Source organism: Komagataeibacter europaeus LMG 18890 (genome assembly GCF_000285295.1).
GTDB classification, from domain to species: domain Bacteria; phylum Pseudomonadota; class Alphaproteobacteria; order Acetobacterales; family Acetobacteraceae; genus Komagataeibacter; species Komagataeibacter europaeus.
Genome location: NZ_CADP01000051.1, coordinates 1 through 21,936, shown reverse-complemented (window position 1 = coordinate 21,936; position 21,936 = coordinate 1). Strand labels below are relative to the sequence as shown.

The 21,936-nt window shown below is 60.1% G+C and carries 22 protein-coding genes; 15 read left to right on the top strand and 7 right to left on the bottom strand.

Features of this window, described 5'->3' with window-relative positions; translation table 11 throughout:
• The 11 genes from GEU01_RS13495 to GEU01_RS13445 form a co-directional block, all read left to right on the top strand.
• Positions 1–359, top strand: a 359-nt coding sequence (locus tag GEU01_RS13495; protein WP_019086314.1) for an IS5/IS1182 family transposase, incomplete at its 5' end; no start/stop codon positions are given.
• A gap of 514 nt (positions 360–873) precedes the next feature.
• Positions 874–2,277 carry an aminotransferase-like domain-containing protein gene (locus GEU01_RS13490; RefSeq protein ID WP_010515863.1) on the top strand — a complete coding sequence of 468 codons (1,404 nt, stop codon included), beginning with the start codon at positions 874–876 and terminating at the stop codon, positions 2,275–2,277.
• Between the two features lie 341 nt (positions 2,278–2,618).
• Positions 2,619–3,101, top strand: coding sequence for an MSMEG_0572/Sll0783 family nitrogen starvation response protein (locus GEU01_RS13485; protein WP_010515864.1), 483 nt, complete (start codon positions 2,619–2,621; stop codon positions 3,099–3,101).
• Between the two features lie 24 nt (positions 3,102–3,125).
• The gene (locus tag GEU01_RS13480; protein WP_010515866.1) at positions 3,126–4,100 is read left to right on the top strand and encodes a Nit6803 family nitrilase; all 975 of its coding nucleotides are present in this window, start codon (positions 3,126–3,128) and stop codon (positions 4,098–4,100) included.
• Positions 4,097–5,203 carry an MSMEG_0568 family radical SAM protein gene (locus tag GEU01_RS13475; protein ID WP_010515868.1) on the top strand — a complete coding sequence of 369 codons (1,107 nt, stop codon included), beginning with the start codon at positions 4,097–4,099 and terminating at the stop codon, positions 5,201–5,203. Before GEU01_RS13480 ends, GEU01_RS13475 begins: the two co-directional genes overlap by 4 nt.
• Positions 5,203–5,766: an MSMEG_0567/Sll0786 family nitrogen starvation N-acetyltransferase gene (locus GEU01_RS13470; RefSeq protein ID WP_010515869.1), complete on the top strand. Its 564-nt coding sequence runs from the start codon at positions 5,203–5,205 to the stop codon at positions 5,764–5,766. The genes GEU01_RS13475 and GEU01_RS13470 overlap by 1 nt, the downstream gene beginning before the upstream one ends.
• Complete coding sequence (locus GEU01_RS13465) at positions 5,763–6,737, top strand: sll0787 family AIR synthase-like protein (RefSeq protein WP_010515871.1); 975 nt, start codon at positions 5,763–5,765, stop codon at positions 6,735–6,737. The genes GEU01_RS13470 and GEU01_RS13465 overlap by 4 nt, the downstream gene beginning before the upstream one ends.
• Complete coding sequence (locus tag GEU01_RS22805) at positions 6,734–7,864, top strand: MSMEG_0565 family glycosyltransferase (RefSeq protein WP_019086503.1); 1,131 nt, start codon at positions 6,734–6,736, stop codon at positions 7,862–7,864. Before GEU01_RS13465 ends, GEU01_RS22805 begins: the two co-directional genes overlap by 4 nt.
• 35 nt (positions 7,865–7,899) lie before the next feature.
• A complete protein-coding gene (locus GEU01_RS13455; RefSeq protein WP_010515873.1) occupies positions 7,900–8,187 on the top strand; it encodes an MSMEG_0570 family nitrogen starvation response protein in 288 nt (95 codons plus the stop codon).
• A 16-nt stretch (positions 8,188–8,203) separates the two neighbouring features.
• A complete protein-coding gene (locus GEU01_RS13450) occupies positions 8,204–9,451 on the top strand; it encodes an MSMEG_0569 family flavin-dependent oxidoreductase (protein ID WP_010515874.1) in 1,248 nt (415 codons plus the stop codon).
• Positions 9,452–9,466: 15 nt separating this feature from the next.
• Entirely contained in the window at positions 9,467–11,239 is a 1,773-nt protein-coding gene (locus tag GEU01_RS13445) for an AMP-binding protein (protein ID WP_010515876.1), read from the top strand.
• Between the two features lie 145 nt (positions 11,240–11,384).
• Here GEU01_RS13445 and GEU01_RS13440 read toward each other — a convergent pair whose 3' ends face one another.
• A complete protein-coding gene (locus tag GEU01_RS13440; RefSeq protein ID WP_010515877.1) occupies positions 11,385–12,755 on the bottom strand; it encodes an NAD-dependent succinate-semialdehyde dehydrogenase in 1,371 nt (456 codons plus the stop codon).
• Positions 12,756–12,771: 16 nt separating this feature from the next.
• On the bottom strand, positions 12,772–13,896 hold the full coding sequence (locus GEU01_RS13435; RefSeq protein WP_010515878.1) for an alkene reductase: 1,125 nt from the start codon (positions 13,894–13,896) through the stop codon (positions 12,772–12,774).
• 115 nt (positions 13,897–14,011) lie between these two features.
• On the opposite strand from GEU01_RS13435, the gene GEU01_RS13430 reads away from it, so the two are divergent.
• Positions 14,012–14,374, top strand: a complete 363-nt coding sequence (locus GEU01_RS13430; protein ID WP_010515879.1) for a winged helix-turn-helix transcriptional regulator — start codon at positions 14,012–14,014, stop codon at positions 14,372–14,374.
• Between the two features lie 271 nt (positions 14,375–14,645).
• Here the strand turns inward: GEU01_RS13430 and GEU01_RS22800 are convergent, their stop codons facing one another.
• On the bottom strand, positions 14,646–15,284 hold the full coding sequence (locus tag GEU01_RS22800; protein ID WP_026018739.1) for an alpha/beta hydrolase: 639 nt from the start codon (positions 15,282–15,284) through the stop codon (positions 14,646–14,648).
• Between the two features lie 347 nt (positions 15,285–15,631).
• On the bottom strand, positions 15,632–16,393 hold the full coding sequence (locus GEU01_RS13420) for an SDR family NAD(P)-dependent oxidoreductase (protein ID WP_010515883.1): 762 nt from the start codon (positions 16,391–16,393) through the stop codon (positions 15,632–15,634).
• A 101-nt stretch (positions 16,394–16,494) separates the two neighbouring features.
• On the opposite strand from GEU01_RS13420, the gene GEU01_RS13415 reads away from it, so the two are divergent.
• Complete coding sequence (locus GEU01_RS13415; protein WP_010515884.1) at positions 16,495–17,397, top strand: LysR family transcriptional regulator; 903 nt, start codon at positions 16,495–16,497, stop codon at positions 17,395–17,397.
• A 6-nt stretch (positions 17,398–17,403) separates the two neighbouring features.
• On the opposite strand, the gene GEU01_RS13410 is transcribed toward GEU01_RS13415, so the two are convergent.
• Positions 17,404–18,345: an AEC family transporter gene (locus GEU01_RS13410; RefSeq protein WP_019086501.1), complete on the bottom strand. Its 942-nt coding sequence runs from the start codon at positions 18,343–18,345 to the stop codon at positions 17,404–17,406.
• Positions 18,346–18,444: 99 nt separating this feature from the next.
• On the opposite strand from GEU01_RS13410, the gene GEU01_RS13405 reads away from it, so the two are divergent.
• Entirely contained in the window at positions 18,445–19,332 is an 888-nt protein-coding gene (locus GEU01_RS13405; RefSeq protein ID WP_010515886.1) for a LysR family transcriptional regulator, read from the top strand.
• Positions 19,333–19,390: 58 nt separating this feature from the next.
• Here GEU01_RS13405 and GEU01_RS13400 read toward each other — a convergent pair whose 3' ends face one another.
• A complete protein-coding gene (locus GEU01_RS13400; RefSeq protein ID WP_010515887.1) occupies positions 19,391–20,017 on the bottom strand; it encodes a LysE family translocator in 627 nt (208 codons plus the stop codon).
• A 205-nt stretch (positions 20,018–20,222) separates the two neighbouring features.
• Between GEU01_RS13400 and GEU01_RS13395 the strand changes: the two genes are divergently transcribed.
• Entirely contained in the window at positions 20,223–20,675 is a 453-nt protein-coding gene (locus GEU01_RS13395) for an Lrp/AsnC family transcriptional regulator (RefSeq protein ID WP_010515888.1), read from the top strand.
• A 125-nt stretch (positions 20,676–20,800) separates the two neighbouring features.
• Here GEU01_RS13395 and GEU01_RS13390 read toward each other — a convergent pair whose 3' ends face one another.
• The gene (locus tag GEU01_RS13390; RefSeq protein WP_026018738.1) at positions 20,801–21,703 is read right to left on the bottom strand and encodes a LysR family transcriptional regulator; all 903 of its coding nucleotides are present in this window, start codon (positions 21,701–21,703) and stop codon (positions 20,801–20,803) included.
• Positions 21,704–21,936: the final 233 nt, after the last annotated feature.

The following is a 21,936-nucleotide window of genomic DNA, read 5'->3' as shown; positions in this document are numbered from 1 at the left end:
ACGGAAAAGCCATTGGTTTCGCTCTGGCACCCGGACAGGCCCATGAACTGCCACTGGCGCCAGCCATGCTCGACGATCTCCCCTCTGTTCCCCTGTGGGTCGTGGCGGACAAAGGCTACGCGTCAGACGCCTTTCGTGAACGGATATGGGACATGGGAGCCCGACCGGCCATTCCCGCGAAACGACGCGATGCGCCGGTCGCCTGTCCCAAATGGGCCTATCGATGCCGACATCTTGTGGAGAACCTCTGGGCTCGTCTCAAGGAATGGCGCGCTGTCGCAACCAGATACGAAAAAACAGCAACCTCGTTCCTCGCGGTCATCCACATCGCTGCCGCCGCAGACTGGATCAAGTGCTAACAGGCCCTAGTATCTGCTGCCTCATATTTTCTAACCGAAACCGGACTTACTGCTTCCCCTCCCGTTGCCGTCATTTGACGATATGGACATGCGAAGCGTTTATGTGGCCGGTCCTACGTAGACTTTGCTTTGATTGCCATCCATCGCCGCCCTACAGTTACTGGCAAAGGCTATCTGTTTGGGAACTCGCTGTGGAATCAAGGCCACCACGATATTCAAGGAGCGCACTCCGGACGCAGCGTCAACTGCGACCAGCAAAGAGATAACGGAACGATACATTTTGCCTATGAACCTATTGGCTCCGGATCGAACGGATGTGGATCTGGTCGGATCGCTTTAAACAGTGAGTGATAGGGCTACGTGAACTTAACTCTTTGGACAGGACATTAACGCGACGAATTGGCGTGATGACCTGGATGGCATACCCAACCATAATCTGTATCGATCATTATTGCACGGATTGTATGGTATATGGTCGAATGGAATCTCATCGAATGTATGGAAATTCCATCCCATGTCCGCATACCCCTATCTCGCCCACTGGAAAGAAGAGATCAGCCGGAGTCCGAACGCGATTTACATGACGCTGGCCGATGCCCTGGCGCTTTCCATCCGCAAGGGCGACCTGCGGGAAGGGGACAGGCTACCGCCACAGCGAACGATCGCAGAATATCTTGGCACCAATCTGACGACCGTGACCCGCGCGTTTACCGAGGCCCGACGGCGCGGCCTTATTGACGCGACGGTGGGTCGGGGCACCTTTATCCGTGTTGGCGCGGGGGAGAGTCATTGGCGTCATACCGGCCCGGCTGTGGTTGACCTGACCATGAACCTGCCGCCGATCCCGCAGGAACCGCCGTTGCAGCGGATCATCCAGAACGACATCGCGGCCATCCTGAAACAGCAGGATCTGAACAGCCTGATGTCCTATCGGGTTACAGGCGGCACGCTTGAAGAACGCCAGCTTGGTACGAAATGGATCGCGCCCGTCATCGGGCAGCGGCGCACGGACGAAATCCTTGTCTCACCCGGTGCCCAGAGTGCACTGGCGGCGATCGTCAGCACGCATACGCAGCCCGGCGACGTCATTGTTACCGACCGTATTGCCTATCCGGGCATCCGGACCATCGCGGCGCAATTCGATCTCATTCTGGTCGGTGTGGACAGTGACATGGAAGGCATGATGCCGGACCAGCTTGATCGGGTCTGCGCCGAACATCATCCCCGGCTACTCTACTGCATCCCGACCATCCACAATCCCACCACGGCCACGATGTCCCTGCAACGACGCAAGGACATCCTGAAGGTCGCTCAGCGCCATCATCTGCATATCGCCGAGGACGATCCCTACAGTCTTTTGATGGACAATCCGCTCCCGGCGCTGGCAGCACTCGATCATAGCCGTGTCAGCTACGTGGCTACCCTTGCCAAGACGCTCAGCCCCGGCCTGCGCACCGCCTATGTGGCCTTGCCCAATGCGGACATGACCCGACGGGTCGCGGCGGCCATCCGGGCCATTGCGCTCACCAATGCCGGCCTGCTCAGCGCGCTCACGGCGCGATGGATGCAGACAGGGCAGGCACATACAATCCTGCATGCCATCCAGAAAGAACTGCGCCTGCGCCAGTCCATTGCCCGCAGGGTTCTGGGGGAGGGGCATTGCATGAATCCCGACGGGCCGCATGTGTGGCTGAAATTGCCGGACTGGTGGGGCAGTGCGGATTTTGTGGCGTACGCCCGCAGGCGGGGTCTGGCGCTGGTTCCCAGCACTGTTTTCACCATCAGCGGCGAGCCGCCGCAGCGTGCACGGATTGCATTGGGCAGCGCACCGGATGCTGCAAGCCTTGAGGAATCCCTGCATGGCGTGCTGTCGGTCCTGCAACACAAACGCTCACCCGGCTTTGCCGATATTGTGTGACCTGCGCGCAGCGTCTGAAATCGACGGGAACATCTGATTCCGGGGCGCGCCATGCGGGCACATGGAAAAAACAAAAAGGCACTTCATTCACGACTGCGTGATTATAAAATCACGCTAAAACAGACCCTTATGGATGCCCCTTACGATTGTATGGTTGCCGTATATTTTTTGTATGTCTCTGTTTTGGCAGGATGGCGGCATGTGATCTGATTTGAGCCGTTTGTACCCTTTTCATAAGGCATACAATATTTTGGCTCTCTGCCATCCCGTGCCACGTTTGCCTCGGCAACGCGGTCAGCCCCGGCTCCCTGCCGGAGACCGCAGCACACGGGAGAGATACCATGCCGAAAGTCGAACACGCTCCGCATAAAGATGGCGACTGCTTCGTCAATTATGAAAACAAGGTCTTTGGGGACGTCAAAGCCCAGCCCGGCGAAAAAGCCCTTATCACCTTCCACACCGTCGCCAATGAAGGCTCGGTCGGGTTCGTCAACCTGCTGCAGGCCACCCGCCTGATCCGCAAGGGCTTTGAGACGTCGGTGCTGCTGTATGGGCCGGGCGTGACCCTTGGTGTGCAGCGCGGCTTTCCCCGTCTGGGTGATGAAGCTTTCCCAGGGCACATGAACTGCAACAAGCAGATCGCAAAAATCCTCGAAGAGGGCGGCAAAGTCTATGCCTGCCGCTTCGCGCTTCAGGCCCTCTATGGCTACGGCGAGCAGAACCTGATCCCCGGCATCACGCCGATCAATCCGCAGGACGTGCTCGACATCATCCTGCTGGCCCGGCGCGACAACGCCTTCATCCTCAATACCTGGACCCTCTGAAGGCCGAAGGGAGGACCGCAAGCCATGTCCCGTATCGTTCGCGCCGCAGCCATCCAGATCAGCCCCGTCCTTGGTGACGATGGTCTGGGGACTGCCCGGAAAGTCTGCCAGGCCATCCGCGAGGCCGCCGAAAAAGGCGTGAAACTGGCGGTCTTTCCCGAAACCTTTGTGCCGTACTACCCCTATTTCTCGTTCATCCAGCCGGCCTTCCGCTTTGGTGGGGAGCATCTGGCGCTTTACGAGCGCGCCGTCGTCATTCCCGGTCCGGTCACCGACATGGTGGCCGAGGCCGCGCGCCAGACCGGCATGGTCGTGGTGCTGGGCGTGAACGAGCGCGATTTCGGCACGCTCTACAACACCCAGATCATCTTCGACGCCACGGGTGAAATCCTGCTCAAGCGTCGCAAGATCACGCCGACCTACCATGAACGCATGGTCTGGGGGCAGGGTGATGGTTCCGGGCTGAAAGTGGTGGACAGTGCGGCCGGTCGCATTGGCGCACTGGCCTGCTGGGAGCATTACAATCCGCTCGCCCGCTACGCGCTGATGACCCAGCACGAGGAAATCCATTGCGCCCAGTTCCCCGGCTCGCTGGTAGGGCAGATCTTTGCCGACCAGATGGAAGTCACCATCCGGCATCACGCGCTGGAATCCGGCTGCTTTGTTGTGAACGCCACGGGCTGGCTGACGGACGGGCAGATCAAGGAAATAGCGGGCGACCCTGCGCTGGAAGGGCCGCTGCGGGGTGGGTGCTTCACGGCCATCGTCTCGCCTGAAGGGAAGCTGCTCGGCACACCGCTGACGGAAGGCGAGGGGATGGTAATTGCCGATCTCGACTTCGCCCTGATTACCAAGCGCAAGCGGATGATGGATTCCGTAGGGCATTACGCCCGGCCCGAACTACTCAGCTTGCTTCAGGACCGGCGGCCTGCCCGCACCGTTCATTACGTTGGGGAAGCCGATCCGTTTCCTGCATCTACAGATGAGGTTGCGCCATGACCGTTCCAACACTCGGCACGCTTTCCGGCCGCAGGCTTGTTACTGACCTGCAATCCTTCGGACTGCAGATCGGCGAGCACACCGGCGGCATTGCCCGCAAGGGAGGCGCCGGTCCTTCGGATCACAAGACGATTACCATTGCAGGCCAGACCGTCATGGTCCCGGTCTATACATCCGGCGCGCAGCATTCACCATTTCAGGCCAGCCCGCCAGACCAGCACGGGGCCAGCACGCTGCTACGCGATGGGCAGACACTGGGCACGATCCATTTTCCGGCCGCCCCGCGCTTTTATGGCCTGAGCACGGCGGACGGCATTCCCTACTGGAAGATCGCGCTGCTGCATGGGCGCGATACGCTGGCGACCACGGTGCACCAGACCTGCATCCGCTATGCCGACCGGCGCACGTCCTGCCAGTTCTGCGCCATCGGCCAGTCGCTGGAAGCCGACCGCACCATTGCCTACAAGACGCCAGCACAACTGGCCGAGGTCGCCAAGGCCGCCGTGGAACTCGACGGCGTGCGCGACATGGTGCTGACCACCGGCACGCCTAACGTGGTGGACCGGGGTGCAGCCGTGCTGGCGGAATCAGCCCGTGCCATCCGGGCGGCTGTGGATCTGCCGCTTCAGGTCCAGTGCGAGCCGCCGCGCGATCACGACTGGTTCCAGCGCCTGCGCGACGCCGGGGCCGACAGCCTGGGTATGCATCTCGAAGCCGCAACACAGGCGGTACGCGAGAAGATCATGCCCGGCAAGGCCACGGTCAGCGTGGATCGCTATATGGACGCTTTCGCCAGCGCCGTGCCGGTCTTCGGGCGCGGCCAGGTCAATACCTACATTCTGGCCGGTCTTGGCGACAGTGCCGCAGATATTCTGGCTCTGGCTGAACGGCTGATTGCGCTCGGGGTCTATCCCTTCGTGGTGCCGTTCGTGCCTATTTCCGGAACACCGCTGGAAAATCATGCGCCGCCTTCTGCCGATTTCATGAAATCCGTGCTCGCACCACTGGGGCGGATGCTGCGCGAGGCGAACATGAAATCCACCGACATCCGCGCCGGGTGTGGCCGGTGTGGCGCCTGTTCCTCCCTTTCGGCGTACGAATAATGACAGCGATCCTCGAAGGCGTGGACAACCGCCCGTTCATCCCCACGGAATATGTCGTGCGGCTGGCCCGCACGCCGTGGGAACGGGCTGGCCACCATGCGCTGCGCCGCGACGTGTTCTGCACCGAACAGCAGGTGTTTGCGGATGATGACCGGGACGCAATCGACGCGGTTGCCATTCCCATCATCGCGGCGTGCTGCATGGCGGGCATGCCGGACCGGGTGGTGGGCGCGGTGCGCATCCATGAAGCCGAACCCGGCGTCTGGCGCGGCTCCCGTCTGGCCGTCCATGAAGACCACCGCAAACTGGGACGGATCGGCGCGGAACTCATCCGCATGGCGGTCAGCACGGCGCACGGGCTTGGGGCCAGGCAGTTCCTGGCCCAGGTACAGGAACAGAACGTGCTTTTCTTCCGCCGCCTGCACTGGAAAAGCCTTGGAGCCATGACCCTGCATGGGCTGCCGCATCACGACATGCAGGCCGACCTTTCGCGCTATCCGGCGCATGGGCAGGACCAGACATGGCTGCTGCGCCCGCAGCCTCGTAACCGGCAGGTGGCATGATGGCGCGAGAACTGGGCACCCTGCTGCACAGCCTGCGCACAGGCCGCGCTCTAGCGGCCAAGCAGGACATTGCGGAAATCAGCGCCATTCTTGGTCCGGCTAGCAGAGAGGCCATTCGTCTGGGTGATGACTGCGCCGCCATACCGGATGCCGATGGCTATCTCCTGCTGGCCAGCGAGGGGTTTCAGGACAGCTTCGTGCGCGCCATGCCATGGTTTGCCGGGTATTGCGGCGTGATGGTCAATGTCAGCGACATTGCTGCGATGGGTGGCCGCCCCGTGGCGGTGGTGGACGCACTGTGGAGCGATACGTCCGAAGTGGCAGCCTCCATCCTGACCGGCCTGCGTGACGGCGCCGACACCTACGGCGTGCCTGTCGTGGGCGGCCATACCAACAGGCGCAGCACCCATAATTCCCTGTCGGTGGCGATCCTTGGCCGTGCCCGTCATCTGCTGACCAGTTTCGATGCCCGACCGGGCGAAGTCCTGATCGCCGCCATCGACCTGCGCGGCCGCTGGCACGACCCGCACCCGTTCTGGGACGCCAGTTCCGCCCTGTGTGGCACCGAGGGGGCTGCGCGCCTTCGAGATGATCTCGATCTCTTGCCCGGCATTGCCGAGGACGGCCTGAGCCGCGCCGCCAAGGACATCAGCATGGCCGGACTGCTGGGCACCGCGCTCATGCTGGCCGAATGTTCAGGCATTGGCATGACCATCAGGCTCGATGACATTCCACGTCCCGACGATGCACCAATGGAACGCTGGCTGTCCGCATTCCCCAGCTATGGCTATCTGCTGACAGCCCGGCCCGAGGATGCCCGGGCAATTATCGCACGTTTTCAGGCACGCGGGATCACTGCCGCCATCATCGGACAGTGCGATATGACACGACGCCTTGATATCATATGGGACGGGGAGAAAGAAACCTTCTGGGATCTCGCCCGGACGCCGCTCATGGGGTTTGTGTCATGAGTCTGTCCATTGGCATCCTGACCCATTCGACCAATCCGCGCGGTGGTGTGGTGCACGGCATGGCGCTGGCGGAAGCCCTGTGTGACGCGGGCCATGACGCAACGCTGATTGCGCCGGACGTGACAGGGGCCGGTTTCTTCCGCACGCCCCGCTGCGCCACAAACTGCATCCCGGCCGTGCCTGAGACCGACCTGCCAACGCTGGTGGAACGCCGCATTGGCGAGATCAGGGACGCCCTGCGTGGGCAGCATTTTGACGTGCTGCATGCGCAGGACCCGATCAGCGCCAATGCACTGGCCGAACTGGTGGAAGAGGGACGGATACCGGGCTTTGCCCGCACGGTCCACCATCTTGACCATTTCACGCACCCGGTCCTTGCCGCGCGGCAGGAACGGGGGATCAGGGCGGCGGCCGAACTGTTTACCGTCAGCACAATGTGGGAAGATGTCCTGCGCAACGACCATGGCCGCGAAGCCCCGGTCGTGGGCAACGGGGTTGATCCCGTGCGCTTTTCGCCCGTAGAAACCGCGCACGATGCCACGTTGCGGGCGCGGTATCATCTGCCTGCCGATCGTCACCTGATCCTGTCCGTGGGCGGGATCGAGCGGCGCAAGAACACGCTGCAATTGCTCGACGCATTTCTGGCCCTTCGCTGCGAACAGCCTGATGTGCATCTGGTTGTGGCGGGCGGGGCCTCACTGCTGGATCATTCTGCTTACCGCAATCGATTCATGGCGCGTCTGCGCGAAAGCGGTGCGGCCGATCATGTCACCATCACCGGGCCGGTTGCGGATGAAGACATGCCTTCATTCTATCGGCAGGCGGACCTGCTGGCCTATCCATCCGTAACCGAGGGGTTCGGGTTGTGCCCGCTGGAAGCCCTGGCTTGCGGCACGCCTGTTATTGTGCCGGCAATCGCACCTTTCACGGAGCATTTTTCGGCAACGGATGCGCTGTGGTGCCAACCGGCGCACCCCGACACCTTGTTCATGGCGTTGCGCGACGCCCTGCGCGTCGAAAACCGTGACCATTTCCGGGCCAGCGGCTCCGCAACCGCCCGCCGTTTCGACTGGGGCCATGTCGCCAGTCGGCACCTCCCCGCATATCGGTGTCTGGCAGCGCGGTAGCGCACCGATGCCATTGCTTCAGGAGTTCTTTCACCATGCCCGAAATGACCTTTCGCGTGCGCTGGCCCGATGGGAAGGAGACTGACTGTTACTCCCCATCGCTGGTCATAAGAGACCACTTCACGACCGGTCAGGATTATCCGGTCCGGGAGTTTCTTGAAAAGGCGGACACCGCCCTGACGGACGCCAGCGAGCGGGTTCGCGCCCGCTACGGCTTCCCATGCAGCCGCGCCCTTGGCCAGCTTCAGGCCATAAGGCAGACCGGTGCGCCTTTTCTAAACCAGTCCGATGCGCAGGTGCGCATCCTGTCTTTCAGCTATTGAGACGAAAAGAACGACCATGACACAGAACGAGAAAAGCATCCCCGTTATCATCGTGGGCGGCGGACAGGCCGGGCTCTCCATGAGCTGGTATCTCTGCCGCGAGAAAGTGGAGCACATCGTCTTTGAGGCAAAGACGGCCTGCCATTCGTGGGACGATGAACGCTGGGACAATTTTTGCCTGGTCACACCCAACTGGCAGTGCGAACTTCCCGGTCATCCCTACAAGGGGAAAGACCCGCACGGCTTCATGGTGAAGCAGGAAATTATTGACTACGTGAAGGGCTTTGTCGCCTCCTTCAATCCGCCCCTGCGCGAGCACACAGCCGTTACCTCCATCACCCGCCATGAAGGTGGTGGCTATCGCGTGGTGGCAGGTGGTGAGACGTGGCACGCGAAGCATGTGGTCATCGCATCGGGCGCGTATCAGGATGCGGTGATCCCCGGTTACGCCAGCGCGATCGACCCTGCCATCCATCAGGTTCACTCGCAGGATTACCGCAATGCCGCCCAGCTTCCGGACGGCGCGGTTCTGGTCGTGGGCAGCGGTCAGTCCGGTGCGCAGATCGTCGAGGACCTGTTTCTTGAAAAACGCAAGGTCCATCTCTGTGTCGGCTCCGCCCCGCGCGTCTCGCGCTTCTACCGTGGCCGCGACGTTGTGGATTGGCTTGCGGACATGCACTTCTACGATCTTACGGTGGATAATCACCCTCTGCGTGACGGTGCACGCGACAAGACCAATCATTATGTCACGGGCCGAAATGGCGGGCATGACCTTGATCTGCGCAAGTTCGCGAAGGAAGGCGTGGGCCTGCACGGCACGCTGGAGACCATCCGTGACGAAATCGCGCACTTCGCGCCGGACCTGAAAGAAAACCTTGATGATGCGGACAGGACCAATGCCGACATCAAGAAATCCATCGATGCCTATATCGCCCGTGAAGGGATCACGGCCCCGACCGAAGCCCCTTATGTGCCTGTGTGGGAGCCCGATGGCAGTAACACCCCGCTCGACCTGAAGGCGGCCGGGATCACTTCGATCCTCTGGTGCATCGGCTTCCGTCCGAACTATCGCTGGATCGACGTGCCGGTGTTCAATGGGGCAGGCAAGCCGGTCTGGCATCGCGGCGTGACCGATGCGCCAGGGTTCTACTTCCTCGGCCTGCCATGGCTGCACACATGGGGCTCGGGACGGTTCTCCGGTGTCTCGCGCGATGCCGCGTGGCTGGCCAGCCAGATCACCGGCAAAGACGTGGCCGTAGCCTGAACGGAGGACAGCGCCATGCTTCCATGGACAACATATGAGTCGATGTATGACGCGGCCATAAGCCAGCCAGAACAATTCTGGCTGGAGGCGGCACGGCGCGTCACATGGAAGCAGGCACCTGTGACCGCATGCAGGACGCGGGCGGATGGCTGGCATGACTGGTTTCCCGACGCCACGCTCAACACCTGCCATAACGCCGTCGACCGGCATGTGGAGGACAGACGCGGCGGGCAGGCGGCGCTGATCTGGCATTCCTGCGCCACAAAGGAACGGCAGGTGGTAACCTACCGGGAACTGCAGGGCAGGGTGGCCGGGTTTGCCGGTGGCCTGCGATCGCTGGGAGTAGGCAAAGGCGACCGCGTTTTGATCGCCATGCCGACCATGATCGAGACGGCCATCGCCATGCTGGCCTGTGCCCGGATCGGGGCCGTGCATGTGGTGGTTTTTGCGGGCTACGCCGGGCCTGAACTGGCGCGCCGGATTGATGATGTGGCCCCGAAAGTCATCATCATTGCCAGTTGCAGCTTTCAGGGGCAGACGCCCGTAGCGTCCGCGCCGGCCCTGAACGAGGCACTGGCCAAGGCCACGCACCGCCCACAGGCCTGCGTTGTTGTGCAACGTGCAGCGTGTCCGACAGCCCTTCTGCCAATGCGGGATCATGATTTCCATATGCTGGAACTCTCCGCGCCAGCAGAGCCGGTCATGCTGAGATCTGAAGATCCCCTGTATATTCTTCACACGTCCGGCACGACAGGTCATCCGAAGGGTATTGTGCGTGACAATGGTGGCCACGCTGTAGCCCTCGCCCTGTCCATGGAGCTGATTTATGGCTGCAAACCCGGCGATACCTTCTTCACGACATCGGATCTGGGCTGGGTGGTTGGCCATTCCTACGGCGTCTATGCGCCGCTGCTCAGCGGCTGCACCAGTGTGATTGTGGAAGGCGGCGCATCGGCTTCCGCCATCCGCGCGCTTTGCCATGAGCATGACGTGAAATGCCTGTTCACCACACCAACACAGATGCGCCTCATGCGGCAGGAAAGCCGCAACCTGTCAGGGGCCATCCTGCCTGCACTGGCCCGCATTTTCGTGGCTGGGGAATATGCGGACCCGACCCTGCTGGAGTGGGCACGGTCGTATTTTCGCAAACCTGTAGTCAATCACTGGTGGCAGACCGAAACGGGGTGGAGTATTACCGCTCATTTCTTTGGCCTGTCTGAGCGTGAGCCGGTCTCGCTCATGAACGACATCGGGCGGCCTGCACCGGGATTTCGCCCGGAAATCGTGCCGTCCATACCCGGTGAACAGTGCGGGGAAATTGTCCTCTCCCTGCCGCTGCCACCCGGCTGCCTGGCTGGCGTATGGAAGGATGGAGCGATCCGTGTTCCTACAGCTTATCTGGACGAGACCGGACAGTATTATCGCACCTTTGACGAAGGCATGATCGAGGCCAGCCGCGCCGTGCATATGCTCGGGCGTTCCGATGATGTCATCAAGGTCGCAGGACGGCGGATTTCGGGCGTGCAGATCGAAAAGATCATCGCCACCCATCCAGCCGTTCATGCGTGTGCCGTAGTTGCAATTCCGGACGAACTGCGAGGGCAGCGACCTGTCGCTTATGTGGTTCCAGATCCCGAAGCGGAATACGCACCTTCTTCCGAGGAAATCGTTGCGCGGGTCAACGAAGTCCTCGGGCGCTGGGTTGGCCTGAAAGAAGTCCGCTTCGTCAGGCAACTGCCGACCACCGTGTCCGGAAAGATCACGCGGAAGCGCCTGCTGGTCTCCTGACGTGAGCAGTATCGTAATGGATTGGACGGTCTTCTCATACCTGAACATGCGGTGTGGTTGGATCAACCGGGTCGGCTCAGGGTTCGGAAACGCTCTTTCTGCCCCGGACTGGATTTTATCCGGGGCAGAAAACACACATCCCCTATCAGGCGACGCGGATCAGCTTGCGGTTGATGAACTCCTCAATGCCGAGGAAGGACAGTTCGCGGCCAAATCCCGAATTCTTGATCCCGCCAAAGGGCAGTTCCGGGGCGGCGGCCGTGGCCGTGTTGATGAACATCATGCCGGTCTCGACCGCTTCGGCCACCCTTTCTGCCCGGCCAAGATCACGCGAGAACACGGAACCGCCAAGGCCATAGGGGGAATCATTGGCCAGTTCGATGGCCTCATGCTCCGATGCGACCTTATGCACGACCGCAACGGGGCCGAAAATCTCCTGATAGAAGACCGGATTGTCCTTTGACACATTGGTCAGGATGGTCGGTTCCATGAAGAAGCCCGTCCGCTCCATCCGCTTGCCCCCGGCCACCAGCGTTGCCCCTGCCTTGACCGCTTCGTCGGTCTGCGCCAGTGCGGTGTCGAGTGCCTTCCTGCTGCTCATCGGGCCATGGGTCGTGCCTTCGGCCAGCGGGTCGCCGATGCGGAACTGTGTGATGGCTTTCTTCAGCCCCGCGAGGAAGGCGTCATAGACCTTCTCATGCACGATCATCCGCTTGGCGGCCGTGCAGACCTGCCCGTTATTGGCGAACCGGCCCCATGTCGCCCATTTGACGGCCAGTTCAAGGTCCGCGTCATCCAGCACGATGAAGGCATCGCTGCCACCAAGTTCCATCGTGTCCTTCTTCAGCGCCGCACCCGCTTCGGCCGCGACCGTCTGGCCCGCGCGTTCGCTACCCGTCAGGGCGACGCCACGAATACGGAAATCCTTGATGAGTTCAGCGGACTGGTCATTGTCGAGGAAGATGTTGGTATAGACGCCCACAGGTGCACCTGCATCGTGGAACAGCTTTTCAAAGGCCAGCGCGCATTGCGGCACGTTGGGCGCATGCTTGGCGATGACCACGTTGCCCGCCATCAGGTTCGGCCCCGCCACGCGGGCAAGCTGGTAATAAGGGAAGTTCCATGGCTCGATGCAGTAGATCAGGCCAAGCGGCTGGTTGATGATCTTTGCATGGCCTTCCTTGACCTTCAGATGCGTGGGGGCAAGGAATTCTGCCGCACCATCGGCATAGAAGGACAGGATATCGGCGGTGATGTCGATTTCTTCCAGCGCGTCAGGCAGCGCCTTACCCATCTCGGTCGCAATCAGGCGCGCATGCGCCACGCGATCGCGGCGCAGCAGGTCGGTGGCCTTTGACATGATGACCTTGCGGGCGGCGATGTCACGCTTTTTCCAGTCGGTCTTCCACACATGGTCCGCGCGATCGACAATCGCCTTCATCTGTTCGGATGTGTGAAGCTCGAACGTGCGTTCCACGGTTTCCGTGGTCGGGTTGAGGGTCTGGTAAAAACTCATTGGTCCGTTTCCCTATTTATTGATTATGGAAAGGATAGTCGGTGTAGCCATGCGCGCTGCCGCCATACATCGTCGCCGGGTCCAGCAGATTGAGCGGCCAGTTATGTTCCAGCCGCGCGGGCAGGTCCGGATTGGCGATGAACTTCCGGCCAAAGCCGATCATGTCCGCCCATCCATGGCCCAGCACATGCTGTGCCTTGTGCAGGTCGTACCGGCCCGCGCACAGAATGCGGCCGCCAAAGATGTCGCGCACGCTGGCGCGGAAGGCATCCGGCATTTCCGGCGCATTGTCCCAGTCGGCTTCGGCCAGCGAGACATAGGCGATGCCCGCATCCGCCAGTACGCGCACGGCCGCCGTGTAGGTTTGTGCCGGATTGTCCTCCAGCAGGCCGAGATACACGCGCTCTTCCGTGGTTGTGCCAAACAGCGGAGAAAATCGCACGCCCATCCTGTCAGGCGTGACGACGGCGGAAACGGCCTCGACCACTTCGCGCAGGAAGCGCAGGCGGTCGGACAGGCTGCCGCCATAGGCATCGGTGCGGAAATTGGCCCGTTCGGATAGGAACTGGTTGATCAGGTAACCATTGGCGGCGTGGATCTCCACCCCATCGAACCCGGCAGACAGTGCATTGCGCGCCGCCTGCGCATACATCTCCACCAGTTCATGGATTTCGGGGATGGTCAGTGCGCGCGGCATGTCGGGTGGCACCAGTTTTCCCGTGCCCGGTCCCGTGGGGATGAACACGTTCACGCCTGTTGCCGCAACCGCCGACGGAGCGATCGGTGCCTCATGACCGGGCTGCAATGCGCGGTGGGACACGCGGCCTACGTGCCATAACTGCGCGAAGATGGGCCGCCGCTTTGCGTGCACTGCATCAGTGACCAGTTTCCAGCCTGCGACCTGTTCGGGTGAATAGATGCCTGGTGTCCAGGCATAGCCCTGCCCGCGGGGTTCGATCTGCGTGCCTTCGGTAATCAGGAAACCCGCCTGCGTGCGCTGCGCGTAATACTCGGCCATCAGCGCGTTGGGAATGTCGCCAGGCTGGGTGCTGCGGCAGCGTGTCAGCGGTGGCAGGAAGATCCGGTTTTCCAGCGACAGGTCGCCCAGCCGCGCAGGTCCGAATAAAGAAGATGAAGACATGATCAACCCTGTTTACAAATGCAGGCCATCCGTCCGGCCCGCATGTAAACATTGACCCAGCCTGCGGTGTGCGCAAGAACGCACATAAACCGCCACTAGTGTCAGGAATGATACCATGCCCCGCATCCGTCACACCACGCTGGCCTGCAGCCCCGGCTGCACGGTGGAAGCCACGCTCGAACTGTTTGGGGGCAAGTGGAAGGCGCTGATCCTGTATCATCTGTTCGAGGACGGGGTGCTGCGGTTCGGCGAACTGCGCCGCCGCCTGCCCAACGTCACGCAGCGGATGCTGACCAACCAGTTGCGCGAACTCGAGGCCGACGGACTGGTGTCACGCACCGTCTTCCCGGAAGTGCCGCCGCATGTGGAATACGCCCTGACCGATCTGGGAAAGACGCTGAAGCCGGTCATTCAGGCGCTCAAGACCTGGGGAGATCGCTATGCCCATTCTGTCCAGCGGAACAAAGATGGTGATTGAGATTGGCTGAGAATGTTTGCAAAAACCATGGAGACGGCTGGCTTCATTTTCCTCGCGATGGAATAATCCATCATCAGACAGACCGAGATTTCGGGAAATACGATATTTGGTGATTATCTATCGCCGAAGTATTGATCGCCTTCAGGACGTGAGCAGGCAGAGGCTGGACATTGCCGGATTACTCGGTCGCGACCTGGCTGGCTGCCGCCGCAAGAAATGCCTGATGGTGAGGGGGAGACACGCTATTCCAGATTCCGGGAAAAGCGCTCTTCTACTTCAAGGAAGCAGCCCGGATCGTGGCATCCAGCCAAGCACTAATGCGGGTAATGACCTCTGCCTCAATGCCAAAATAGCCGTGTGGCGTAAGCGAACCACAGTTCTTTTCAGAGCGGGTTGTGCCGCCCGCCACCATTAACACGGTGACTTCACGACTGCCTGTCATGGCCGCGCCAATTCGCTTTGCGTCCTGTGGCGGGGCAACGTTGCATCGGTCATCATGATTGGCGACAACAAGGACGGGAGCCTGCACTTTCTCTGGATGGGCGCTGAAAACGGTTTCCCTGCTGCCCCCCATAACGGACACCGATTCAGTCAGCACGACACCGGCAATATCCCCTGAAGCGGCATGGGCCGCGCCATTGACGGCTGCAATGGCACCCTGGCTTGTACCAAGTAGAAAAACAGGCCCTGAGTCCTGCCTGTGCACGAAAGCGATGATATCCTCGACAAGATGGGCATAATGCGCGGCACTACGCTGCCCGCGCAGATTGAGACGACCCACTGTATCGGGAATGAGAACCGCAAACCCCTGTCTGTTCCACGCGCCACGTGTTCGCACGACGAAGTTGTCGCCATGACGGATGCGCCCGTCCTGCCCAAGGCCAATGTCACCAGTTCCGCCCGGAAACATGATGATCGTTGCCAATGGCCGCTCCGGGGAACTGAAAATGGCCCGGACAGACCCGCCTGCACGGAGAGGTACATTCATGACACGTTCAGTGATGCCCGGATCTGGAATGTTGCCAGTCATCCCCGGTGCGGTACGATTACCGGCATATCCCACGCATGGCAGGAGAACGCAGGCGGCCAGCACGATTATCGTGCAACACAGATAGTTCGGCATGGGCCTGTGCTGACTGCTTCTGATCATTTCACCCAATGCCCAGGCCCATTATTGCTCATGGCCCGAAGACCAGACGTGGTCTCCGAGCCGCTTCATATATCATTGTGGCGTTCCGTTTGTGGAACGGCCAGCCTTCAGATGGCCTGACCGCCAGAAACTTCGATCCGCTGCGCGTTCACCCAGCGATTATCTTCGGACAAAAGCGAGGCAATCATGGGGCCGATATCGTCAGGAAGGCCAGGACGACCAAGTGCGGTACTCTCCGCGATATGGCGGGCAATGTCCGGATTGTCCCGTACCATGCCGCCCGAGAAATCGGTCTGGATGGCACCCGGCGCTACCGTGTTGACGGCAATACGGCGCGGTCCGAGTTCCTTGGCCATGTAGTGTGTCATGACTTCCACCGCGCCCTTCATGGCGGCGTAAGCGATCCAGCCGGGATAGGCGAAGCGCGTGAGGCCGGATGAGATGTTCACGATCCGGCCACCATCCGCGATCAGCGGCAGCAGCGTCTGTGTCAGGAAAAACGGACCTTTGACATGAACCCGATAGGCGGCGTCGAAATCCTCTTCGGTCACCTCGCCGAACAGCCCTTCATGGGAGGTGCCGGCCATGTTGACCAGATAATTGAAACGCTCGGCCCCCCATTCGCGCAGCACGCGCCGGACCTCATCGGCGAAGGCAGGGAAGGTATGCGTATCGCCGGTGTCGAGTTGCAGGGCCACCGCGCGGGCGCCGCTGCTCCGGACATTCTCAACCACCTCATCGGCTGCGGATCTGTTGGTGTGGTAGGTGAAGATGGACGAGACGCCGCGTCGGGCGAGAGCCTCAACGGTGGCGCGGCCCAGTCCACGGCTGCCGCCGGTGACAATGGCAATGGTGTTCGCTTCTGGCATGAGTATCTCCATCTGTTGAGGTACCAATCTTGGTCACAACGCCGCGCGTTCGATAAGATCGCTCTTTCCGCCAGCATTGTTTTGCGCCATGGAATAATCCCATGGACAGGCTTGCCACACTCGACCTCTTCGTCCGCATTGTTGACCGCAGCAGCTTCAGCGCCGCGGCAGCCGATTGCGGCGTCTCCCGCCCGGTTGCGACCGCTGCGATCAAGGCGTTGGAGCAAAGGCTTGGCACCCGACTGCTGCACCGTTCCACCCGCCACGTCCGGCCTACCGAGGAAGGCGCTGCCTATTATCGCCGGTGTGTGGCGATCCTGGCAGACCTTGAAGATGCCGATCGTGGTGCGAGTGGGGCTGTGGCAGGTCTCTTGCGCGCTGATGTGATCGGCCGTCTGGCGCGCATGACCCTGCTGCCAGCGTTGCCGGACTTCCTTGCGCGCCACCCGGCGCTGACCGTTCATCTTGGCGAGGGTGAGCGGTTTGTCGATCTGGTGCGCGAAGGGGTGGACTGCGTGGTCCGGACCGGAACCCTGCCGGATAGCGACATGATCGCCCGGCCGCTGGGCGTGATGGAGGAGGTGACGGTCGCCAGCCCGGTCTATCTGGCGCGGCACGGGATGCCAGCCTCACCTGAAGATCTCGACGGACATCAGATGATCGGCTTCGTATCCTCACGCACTGGCCAGCCCCTGCCATTGGAGTTTACGCGCGGAGATGAGGTGATCGAGGTCTCGCTTCCCGCACGCCTGCTGGTCGGCGGCGTTGATACCTATGCCGAAGCGGCCAGGCTCGGCTTTGGCCTAGTGCAGGTGCCGCGCTATGGCCTTGAGGATGACCTTGCAAATGGCACGCTGATCGCAGTCCTCCCTGATTTCCCACCCACGCCAACGCCGGTCTCTGTGCTTTACCCGAGCAACAGGCAGCTTTCTCCGCGTGTGCGGGTGTTCGTGGACTGGCTGGTGGAGATTATTGGCCCGCGATTTCATCCACAATGCGCGTGAGCATCCCTACGCAGGTGCAAAGGCGAGATAGAGCGAGATCGTTGCAATCGAGAATACGGTGGAGGCGAGGACGACCCGTCCGGTAAGGGCTGCCTCCCGGTCATAGAATTCCGCCAGCATGAACGAGCCGGTTCCCGTGGGCAGTGCTGCAAGAAGCACGGCAATGTTTGTCATCGCCGGAGGGAGGTGAAGCACAGGCGCTGCGATGATCCATGTAACCAGAGGCTGGGCGATCAGCTTCAGGCCAACAAGAATGGCGGCCGTCGACGGGCGTGCAGACGCGTCGCCGGCAGAATTTCCAGCAAGGAACAGACCGATGGCGATCAGGGCGCAGGGGGATGCGGCCCCGCCGAGAAGCTTCAGAAAGGCATGAACCGGTCCCGGCAGATGCCCACCGGATACCATGACCAGGCCACCAAGTGCTGGCGCCACCAGCAACGGATTTTTCACCAGCGAGAAGAGCGTTTTCGCGACGATGTCGCGCGGCCGTGCTTCGGTCTGCAACCCGGCCTCGATCAGGACGATCGCTATGACGAACAGCACACAGACCGTCACGATCGTGGCGATCAGCGTTGGTGCCATGCCGGTATCACCGACAAGCGACAGGACAAGCGGGAAACCGACGAACCCCGTATTGGCGTAGCTCGCGTTCAGTCCGTCAATGGCGGCATCGGCAAGATGGTGTCCTGTGGACACCCGCCACCACAGCGTCCCGGCAAACACGATAAAACAGCCAAGCGTGAACGCCGCAATGAATCCCGGCTCCCACAGATCGGTCATTTTTGCGTTTGCCACGATGTCGAACAGCACTGCGGGCAGCGCAAGATAGACCACCAGCCGATTGACCTCGCGCGTGGCATTGGGGCCAAGCGCACCCGATTTACGTGCGATCCATCCGGTGAGGATGAGGGCAAAGATAGGCAGGACGATCAGCAGATTGTTCAGCATCAGGGATCTCGGGCGGTCAGCAAAAGCGTGACGCTACCGGACGCTATTGATATAATCCAATGCTTATATGGTTCACGATCAATGCTTTCAGGGTATCAGATGGACACGCGGCATATGCGGTATTTCATGGCTCTGGCCGAGACGCTTCATTTCGGTCGGGCGGCTGAGCGGATGAATATGAGCCAGCCGCCGTTCAGTCGTCAGATTGCCATGATCGAGCACACGTTGGGCGTGAAGCTGTTTGAACGAAACTCGCGCAACGTGGCTCTGACCCCGGCCGGAAAACATTTCATGAAAGACTGCCGAAACGTGCTGGGGCAGTTTGAGGATGCCTGCCGGGATGTCAGGCTGATTGCCAGCGGCATGAAGGGCGAACTGCGGTTTGGATTCATGATGCATGCCGCCCACAGTGTCGTGCCGCAACTCGTGCAGCTTTATGCGGAGGCAAGGCCGGATGTGCGCCTTGTCCTTGATGAACGCACGCCGACAGAGATTGATGAGATGCTGGTGGCAGGAACACTGGATGCCGCCGTAACATTCGATTGCGGATATGCGCCGCACCTGCAGGCCGTGTTGCTGGCCAGGGAGCGATTACGCATCATCATGCGAAAGGACCATCCGCTTGCCACGGCCGGGCAGATCGGCCCCGATGAACTCCGCGACGAGAAGATCATCGCAGCGCCTGCCGCGACGGCGCCTGCTCTGCGATCCGCGATCAACAGCTATTTTTCTGCCGGGGGAATTGTCCCGCGCGTTGTCCTTGAACCGCGGTTGCAGCACACGATCATCCAGCTTGTTGCAAAAGGGCTGGGCGTAGCCCTTATCCCTGCATCGCTGTGTACCGAACTGGGAGCCGGACTGACGTCACGGGCTTTGTCAGACGCTCCCCAACTTGACGTTGTGCTGCGTGCGCCCATCACCACGAAAAACCCGGCGGTTTCGACATTCATGGAAATCGGGAAATCGATACAGCGGACTTCACTCTAATTCATGGAATCTGTGTGGAGAGCCCGTTTCCAATATCTTCGCTTTCCTGATTTCATCTTTATGAATGGAATATTTTTATAATGTCTTCAAATGCCAAACCCAGACCAAGAATAATCATGATCGCTCCAGATATATAGCCCGTCACGATGGATGCTCTGGGGCGGCTACTTAATATTGTCCGCGCTCCAAATCCGACCATCAGATAGATGGACATGCAGTTCATTGTATGAATGACGCCCAATATCCCGATCTGTAAAAAGGTCGGCCATGCTGATCCCGGATTTGTAAACTGGGGCAGAAGGGCGAGAAAAAACAGAAGAGCCTTGGGGTTCAGGCTACTGATGGCGAATCCTTTGGTAATCCAGCGCTGCGCACCAGTTTCCCGTTCATGTCCCTCTTTCGGCAAGGGAGGATGACGCAGCAGGGAAATGCCCAGTTTTATGAGATAGGCCGCGCCTGCAAATGTCAGAATGGTGACTGCAAGCGGCATGCTTGCAAGCGCACCGATACCGCCCGCGACCGTTCCGGTAATGGCGAGATATCCCAGAAACAGGCCGAATACCGCGGGAATGACTGCGGCATGATCACGTATTCCGGCGGAAATGACATACGCCCAGTCAGCACCAGGAGTTGCGGCAAGGAGGATGGAGATTGTCCAGAAGGCAAGAAGTGTATGCAAATTCATCGAAGACGCGTCGCTTTAAAAGAAAATCCATAAGGTCCCACGGCGTTTCATGCTTTCCGACTATGCTCCGGATCGCCACCCCTGCGACGCGAGAGAGGGCAGGATAGCGCGGACCAGCGGACAGGGGGTTGCGTTTATGCCAATTTCGTCGCCGATATCTGGCATATAATTGCGCCAGAATGTTTATCCGTGATATAACGTGCCAATGAAACTGGATGCGATTGATCGGCGTATTCTTAACGTTCTCCAGGAAGATGGCCGCTGCCCCAACAATGAGCTTGCGAGGCGCGTCGGGCTTTCTCCCTCGCCATGCCTGCGCCGCGTGCGGCTGCTGGAAGAAAGTGGCGTTATCGAAGGGTATGTCGCCGTTGTGAATCCCGCAAAAGCCGGGTTCGGCGTGACGGCTTTTGTCAGGATATGGCTGACGGGAGAAGACGAGCGGCAGTCCGAGCATTTCGTCGAGGAAATTGGAAAACTTCCGCAGGTGACGGAAGCGCATGTCCTTGCGGGAGATTGTGATTTCCTGTTGCGCGTTGTTGCAGAAGACCTTCCAGGACTGAGATGTTTTCAGAGTGAACACCTGGCGCGGATCAAAGGCGTGCGAAGTATGAAGACCGACATACCCCTACTGAAGGTCAAGAATGCAAGCTTTGCATAAGATCTCTCACTCATCATGCTGAAGATGATGGAAGCGAAGCGGGCTGAGGGTTAATATTGGCGCGTGCGTGAAAGCATCGTCCGGAGATCAATTCTTCCGTTCTGATCTGACAGAATGCGCGACATTCAGGTACGCAGATATGCCTGGAGGCGCGGGATGACGAAGTCGAGAAACACCCTCACGCGCTGGGGTGTCTGTTTGCTGCCAAGATAGAGCGCATGGATCTCTTCTTCGTCCTGCGCGTCCGCATGGGCCAGAACTTCAACGAGACGGCCGGACTTGATATCATCGCGCACATGGTAGTCGCCAAGCCGCGCCAGCCCTGCGCCCCGCAGCGTCAGGCGTCTGACTGTTTCGCCATTATTGGCAAGCAGGGGGCCCCGGACGATACGATCTGCGATGCGCCCTTTCTCGTGCAGCGGCCAGACAGGGGCAGCACGCCGGAAATTGAAGCCAAGGCATTTGTGTTGGTCCAGATCATCAATGTTCCGTGGTACACCAAACCGGTTCAGGTAATCTGGCGATCCAACGATTTTACGTCGTGCTGTGCCGATATGTCGCGCTGTCAGATTTGAATCCTGCAACGGTCCGACCCGAAAGGCGACATCCGTGCGGTCAAGATAAAGGTCCGTCAGTTCGTCGGAGAGCGACAGATCAATGACGATATCCGGATAGGCATCCCATAATTCGGGAAGGAGAGGTTCAAGCGCCAGCGCTCCGAAGGCTACCGAAGCATTGATGCGCACAATGCCGCCCGGCCGAACCGATCCTGTGGTGAGCGCATGTTCCATATCATTGAGTTCGGCGAGCAGCGCCTGAGCACGCTCGTAGTAAAGCTGCCCTTCCGGCGTGACGGAAAGCCGCCGTGTCGAACGTTCGAGCAGGCGTACGCCAAGGCGTGTCTCAACGCGGGCAATCAGTTTGCTTATCGTCGAGGGCGTTGTCATCGACAGGCGGGCGGCCTCGGAAAAACTGCCGCTTTCCACGACACGCAAAAACATCTGCATTTCGCCAATCCGGTTGTCCAACAGCGCCTCCTTGATGAAACAGGTTCACAAGTGCTGTGGAGAAGCGACGGATTATCAAAGCCTGTCAAGTTCATCATGTTGCGTAGGGAACAGATGCCGCTCGCACCGCTGATATGCCGCGGCACCGTCATATTGAAAATTTTTTCCGGACAATGGCTCTAAAGCCTGGTCAGGCGTATCCGGGATGCTTTTTGCAGGACACTATTGCGATGAAAAACATTCTTCTTCTGAAC

Bases quoted from the DNA above. Each gene is read 5' to 3' on its own strand.
- GEU01_RS13490 (WP_010515863.1), top strand. From the start codon at position 874: ATGTCCGCATACCCCTATCTCGCCCACTGGAAAGAAGAGATCAGCCGG.
- GEU01_RS13485 (WP_010515864.1), top strand. From the start codon at position 2,619: ATGCCGAAAGTCGAACACGCTCCGCATAAAGATGGCGACTGCTTCGTC.
- GEU01_RS13480 (WP_010515866.1), top strand. From the start codon at position 3,126: ATGTCCCGTATCGTTCGCGCCGCAGCCATCCAGATCAGCCCCGTCCTT.
- GEU01_RS13475 (WP_010515868.1), top strand. From the start codon at position 4,097: ATGACCGTTCCAACACTCGGCACGCTTTCCGGCCGCAGGCTTGTTACT.
- GEU01_RS13470 (WP_010515869.1), top strand. From the start codon at position 5,203: ATGACAGCGATCCTCGAAGGCGTGGACAACCGCCCGTTCATCCCCACG.
- GEU01_RS13465 (WP_010515871.1), top strand. From the start codon at position 5,763: ATGATGGCGCGAGAACTGGGCACCCTGCTGCACAGCCTGCGCACAGGC.
- GEU01_RS22805 (WP_019086503.1), top strand. From the start codon at position 6,734: ATGAGTCTGTCCATTGGCATCCTGACCCATTCGACCAATCCGCGCGGT.
- GEU01_RS13455 (WP_010515873.1), top strand. From the start codon at position 7,900: ATGCCCGAAATGACCTTTCGCGTGCGCTGGCCCGATGGGAAGGAGACT.
- GEU01_RS13450 (WP_010515874.1), top strand. From the start codon at position 8,204: ATGACACAGAACGAGAAAAGCATCCCCGTTATCATCGTGGGCGGCGGA.
- GEU01_RS13445 (WP_010515876.1), top strand. From the start codon at position 9,467: ATGCTTCCATGGACAACATATGAGTCGATGTATGACGCGGCCATAAGC.
- GEU01_RS13440 (WP_010515877.1), bottom strand. From the start codon at position 12,755: ATGAGTTTTTACCAGACCCTCAACCCGACCACGGAAACCGTGGAACGC.
- GEU01_RS13435 (WP_010515878.1), bottom strand. From the start codon at position 13,896: ATGTCTTCATCTTCTTTATTCGGACCTGCGCGGCTGGGCGACCTGTCG.
- GEU01_RS13430 (WP_010515879.1), top strand. From the start codon at position 14,012: ATGCCCCGCATCCGTCACACCACGCTGGCCTGCAGCCCCGGCTGCACG.
- GEU01_RS22800 (WP_026018739.1), bottom strand. From the start codon at position 15,284: ATGTTTCCGGGCGGAACTGGTGACATTGGCCTTGGGCAGGACGGGCGC.
- GEU01_RS13420 (WP_010515883.1), bottom strand. From the start codon at position 16,393: ATGCCAGAAGCGAACACCATTGCCATTGTCACCGGCGGCAGCCGTGGA.
- GEU01_RS13415 (WP_010515884.1), top strand. From the start codon at position 16,495: ATGGACAGGCTTGCCACACTCGACCTCTTCGTCCGCATTGTTGACCGC.
- GEU01_RS13410 (WP_019086501.1), bottom strand. From the start codon at position 18,345: ATGCTGAACAATCTGCTGATCGTCCTGCCTATCTTTGCCCTCATCCTC.
- GEU01_RS13405 (WP_010515886.1), top strand. From the start codon at position 18,445: ATGGACACGCGGCATATGCGGTATTTCATGGCTCTGGCCGAGACGCTT.
- GEU01_RS13400 (WP_010515887.1), bottom strand. From the start codon at position 20,017: ATGAATTTGCATACACTTCTTGCCTTCTGGACAATCTCCATCCTCCTT.
- GEU01_RS13395 (WP_010515888.1), top strand. From the start codon at position 20,223: ATGAAACTGGATGCGATTGATCGGCGTATTCTTAACGTTCTCCAGGAA.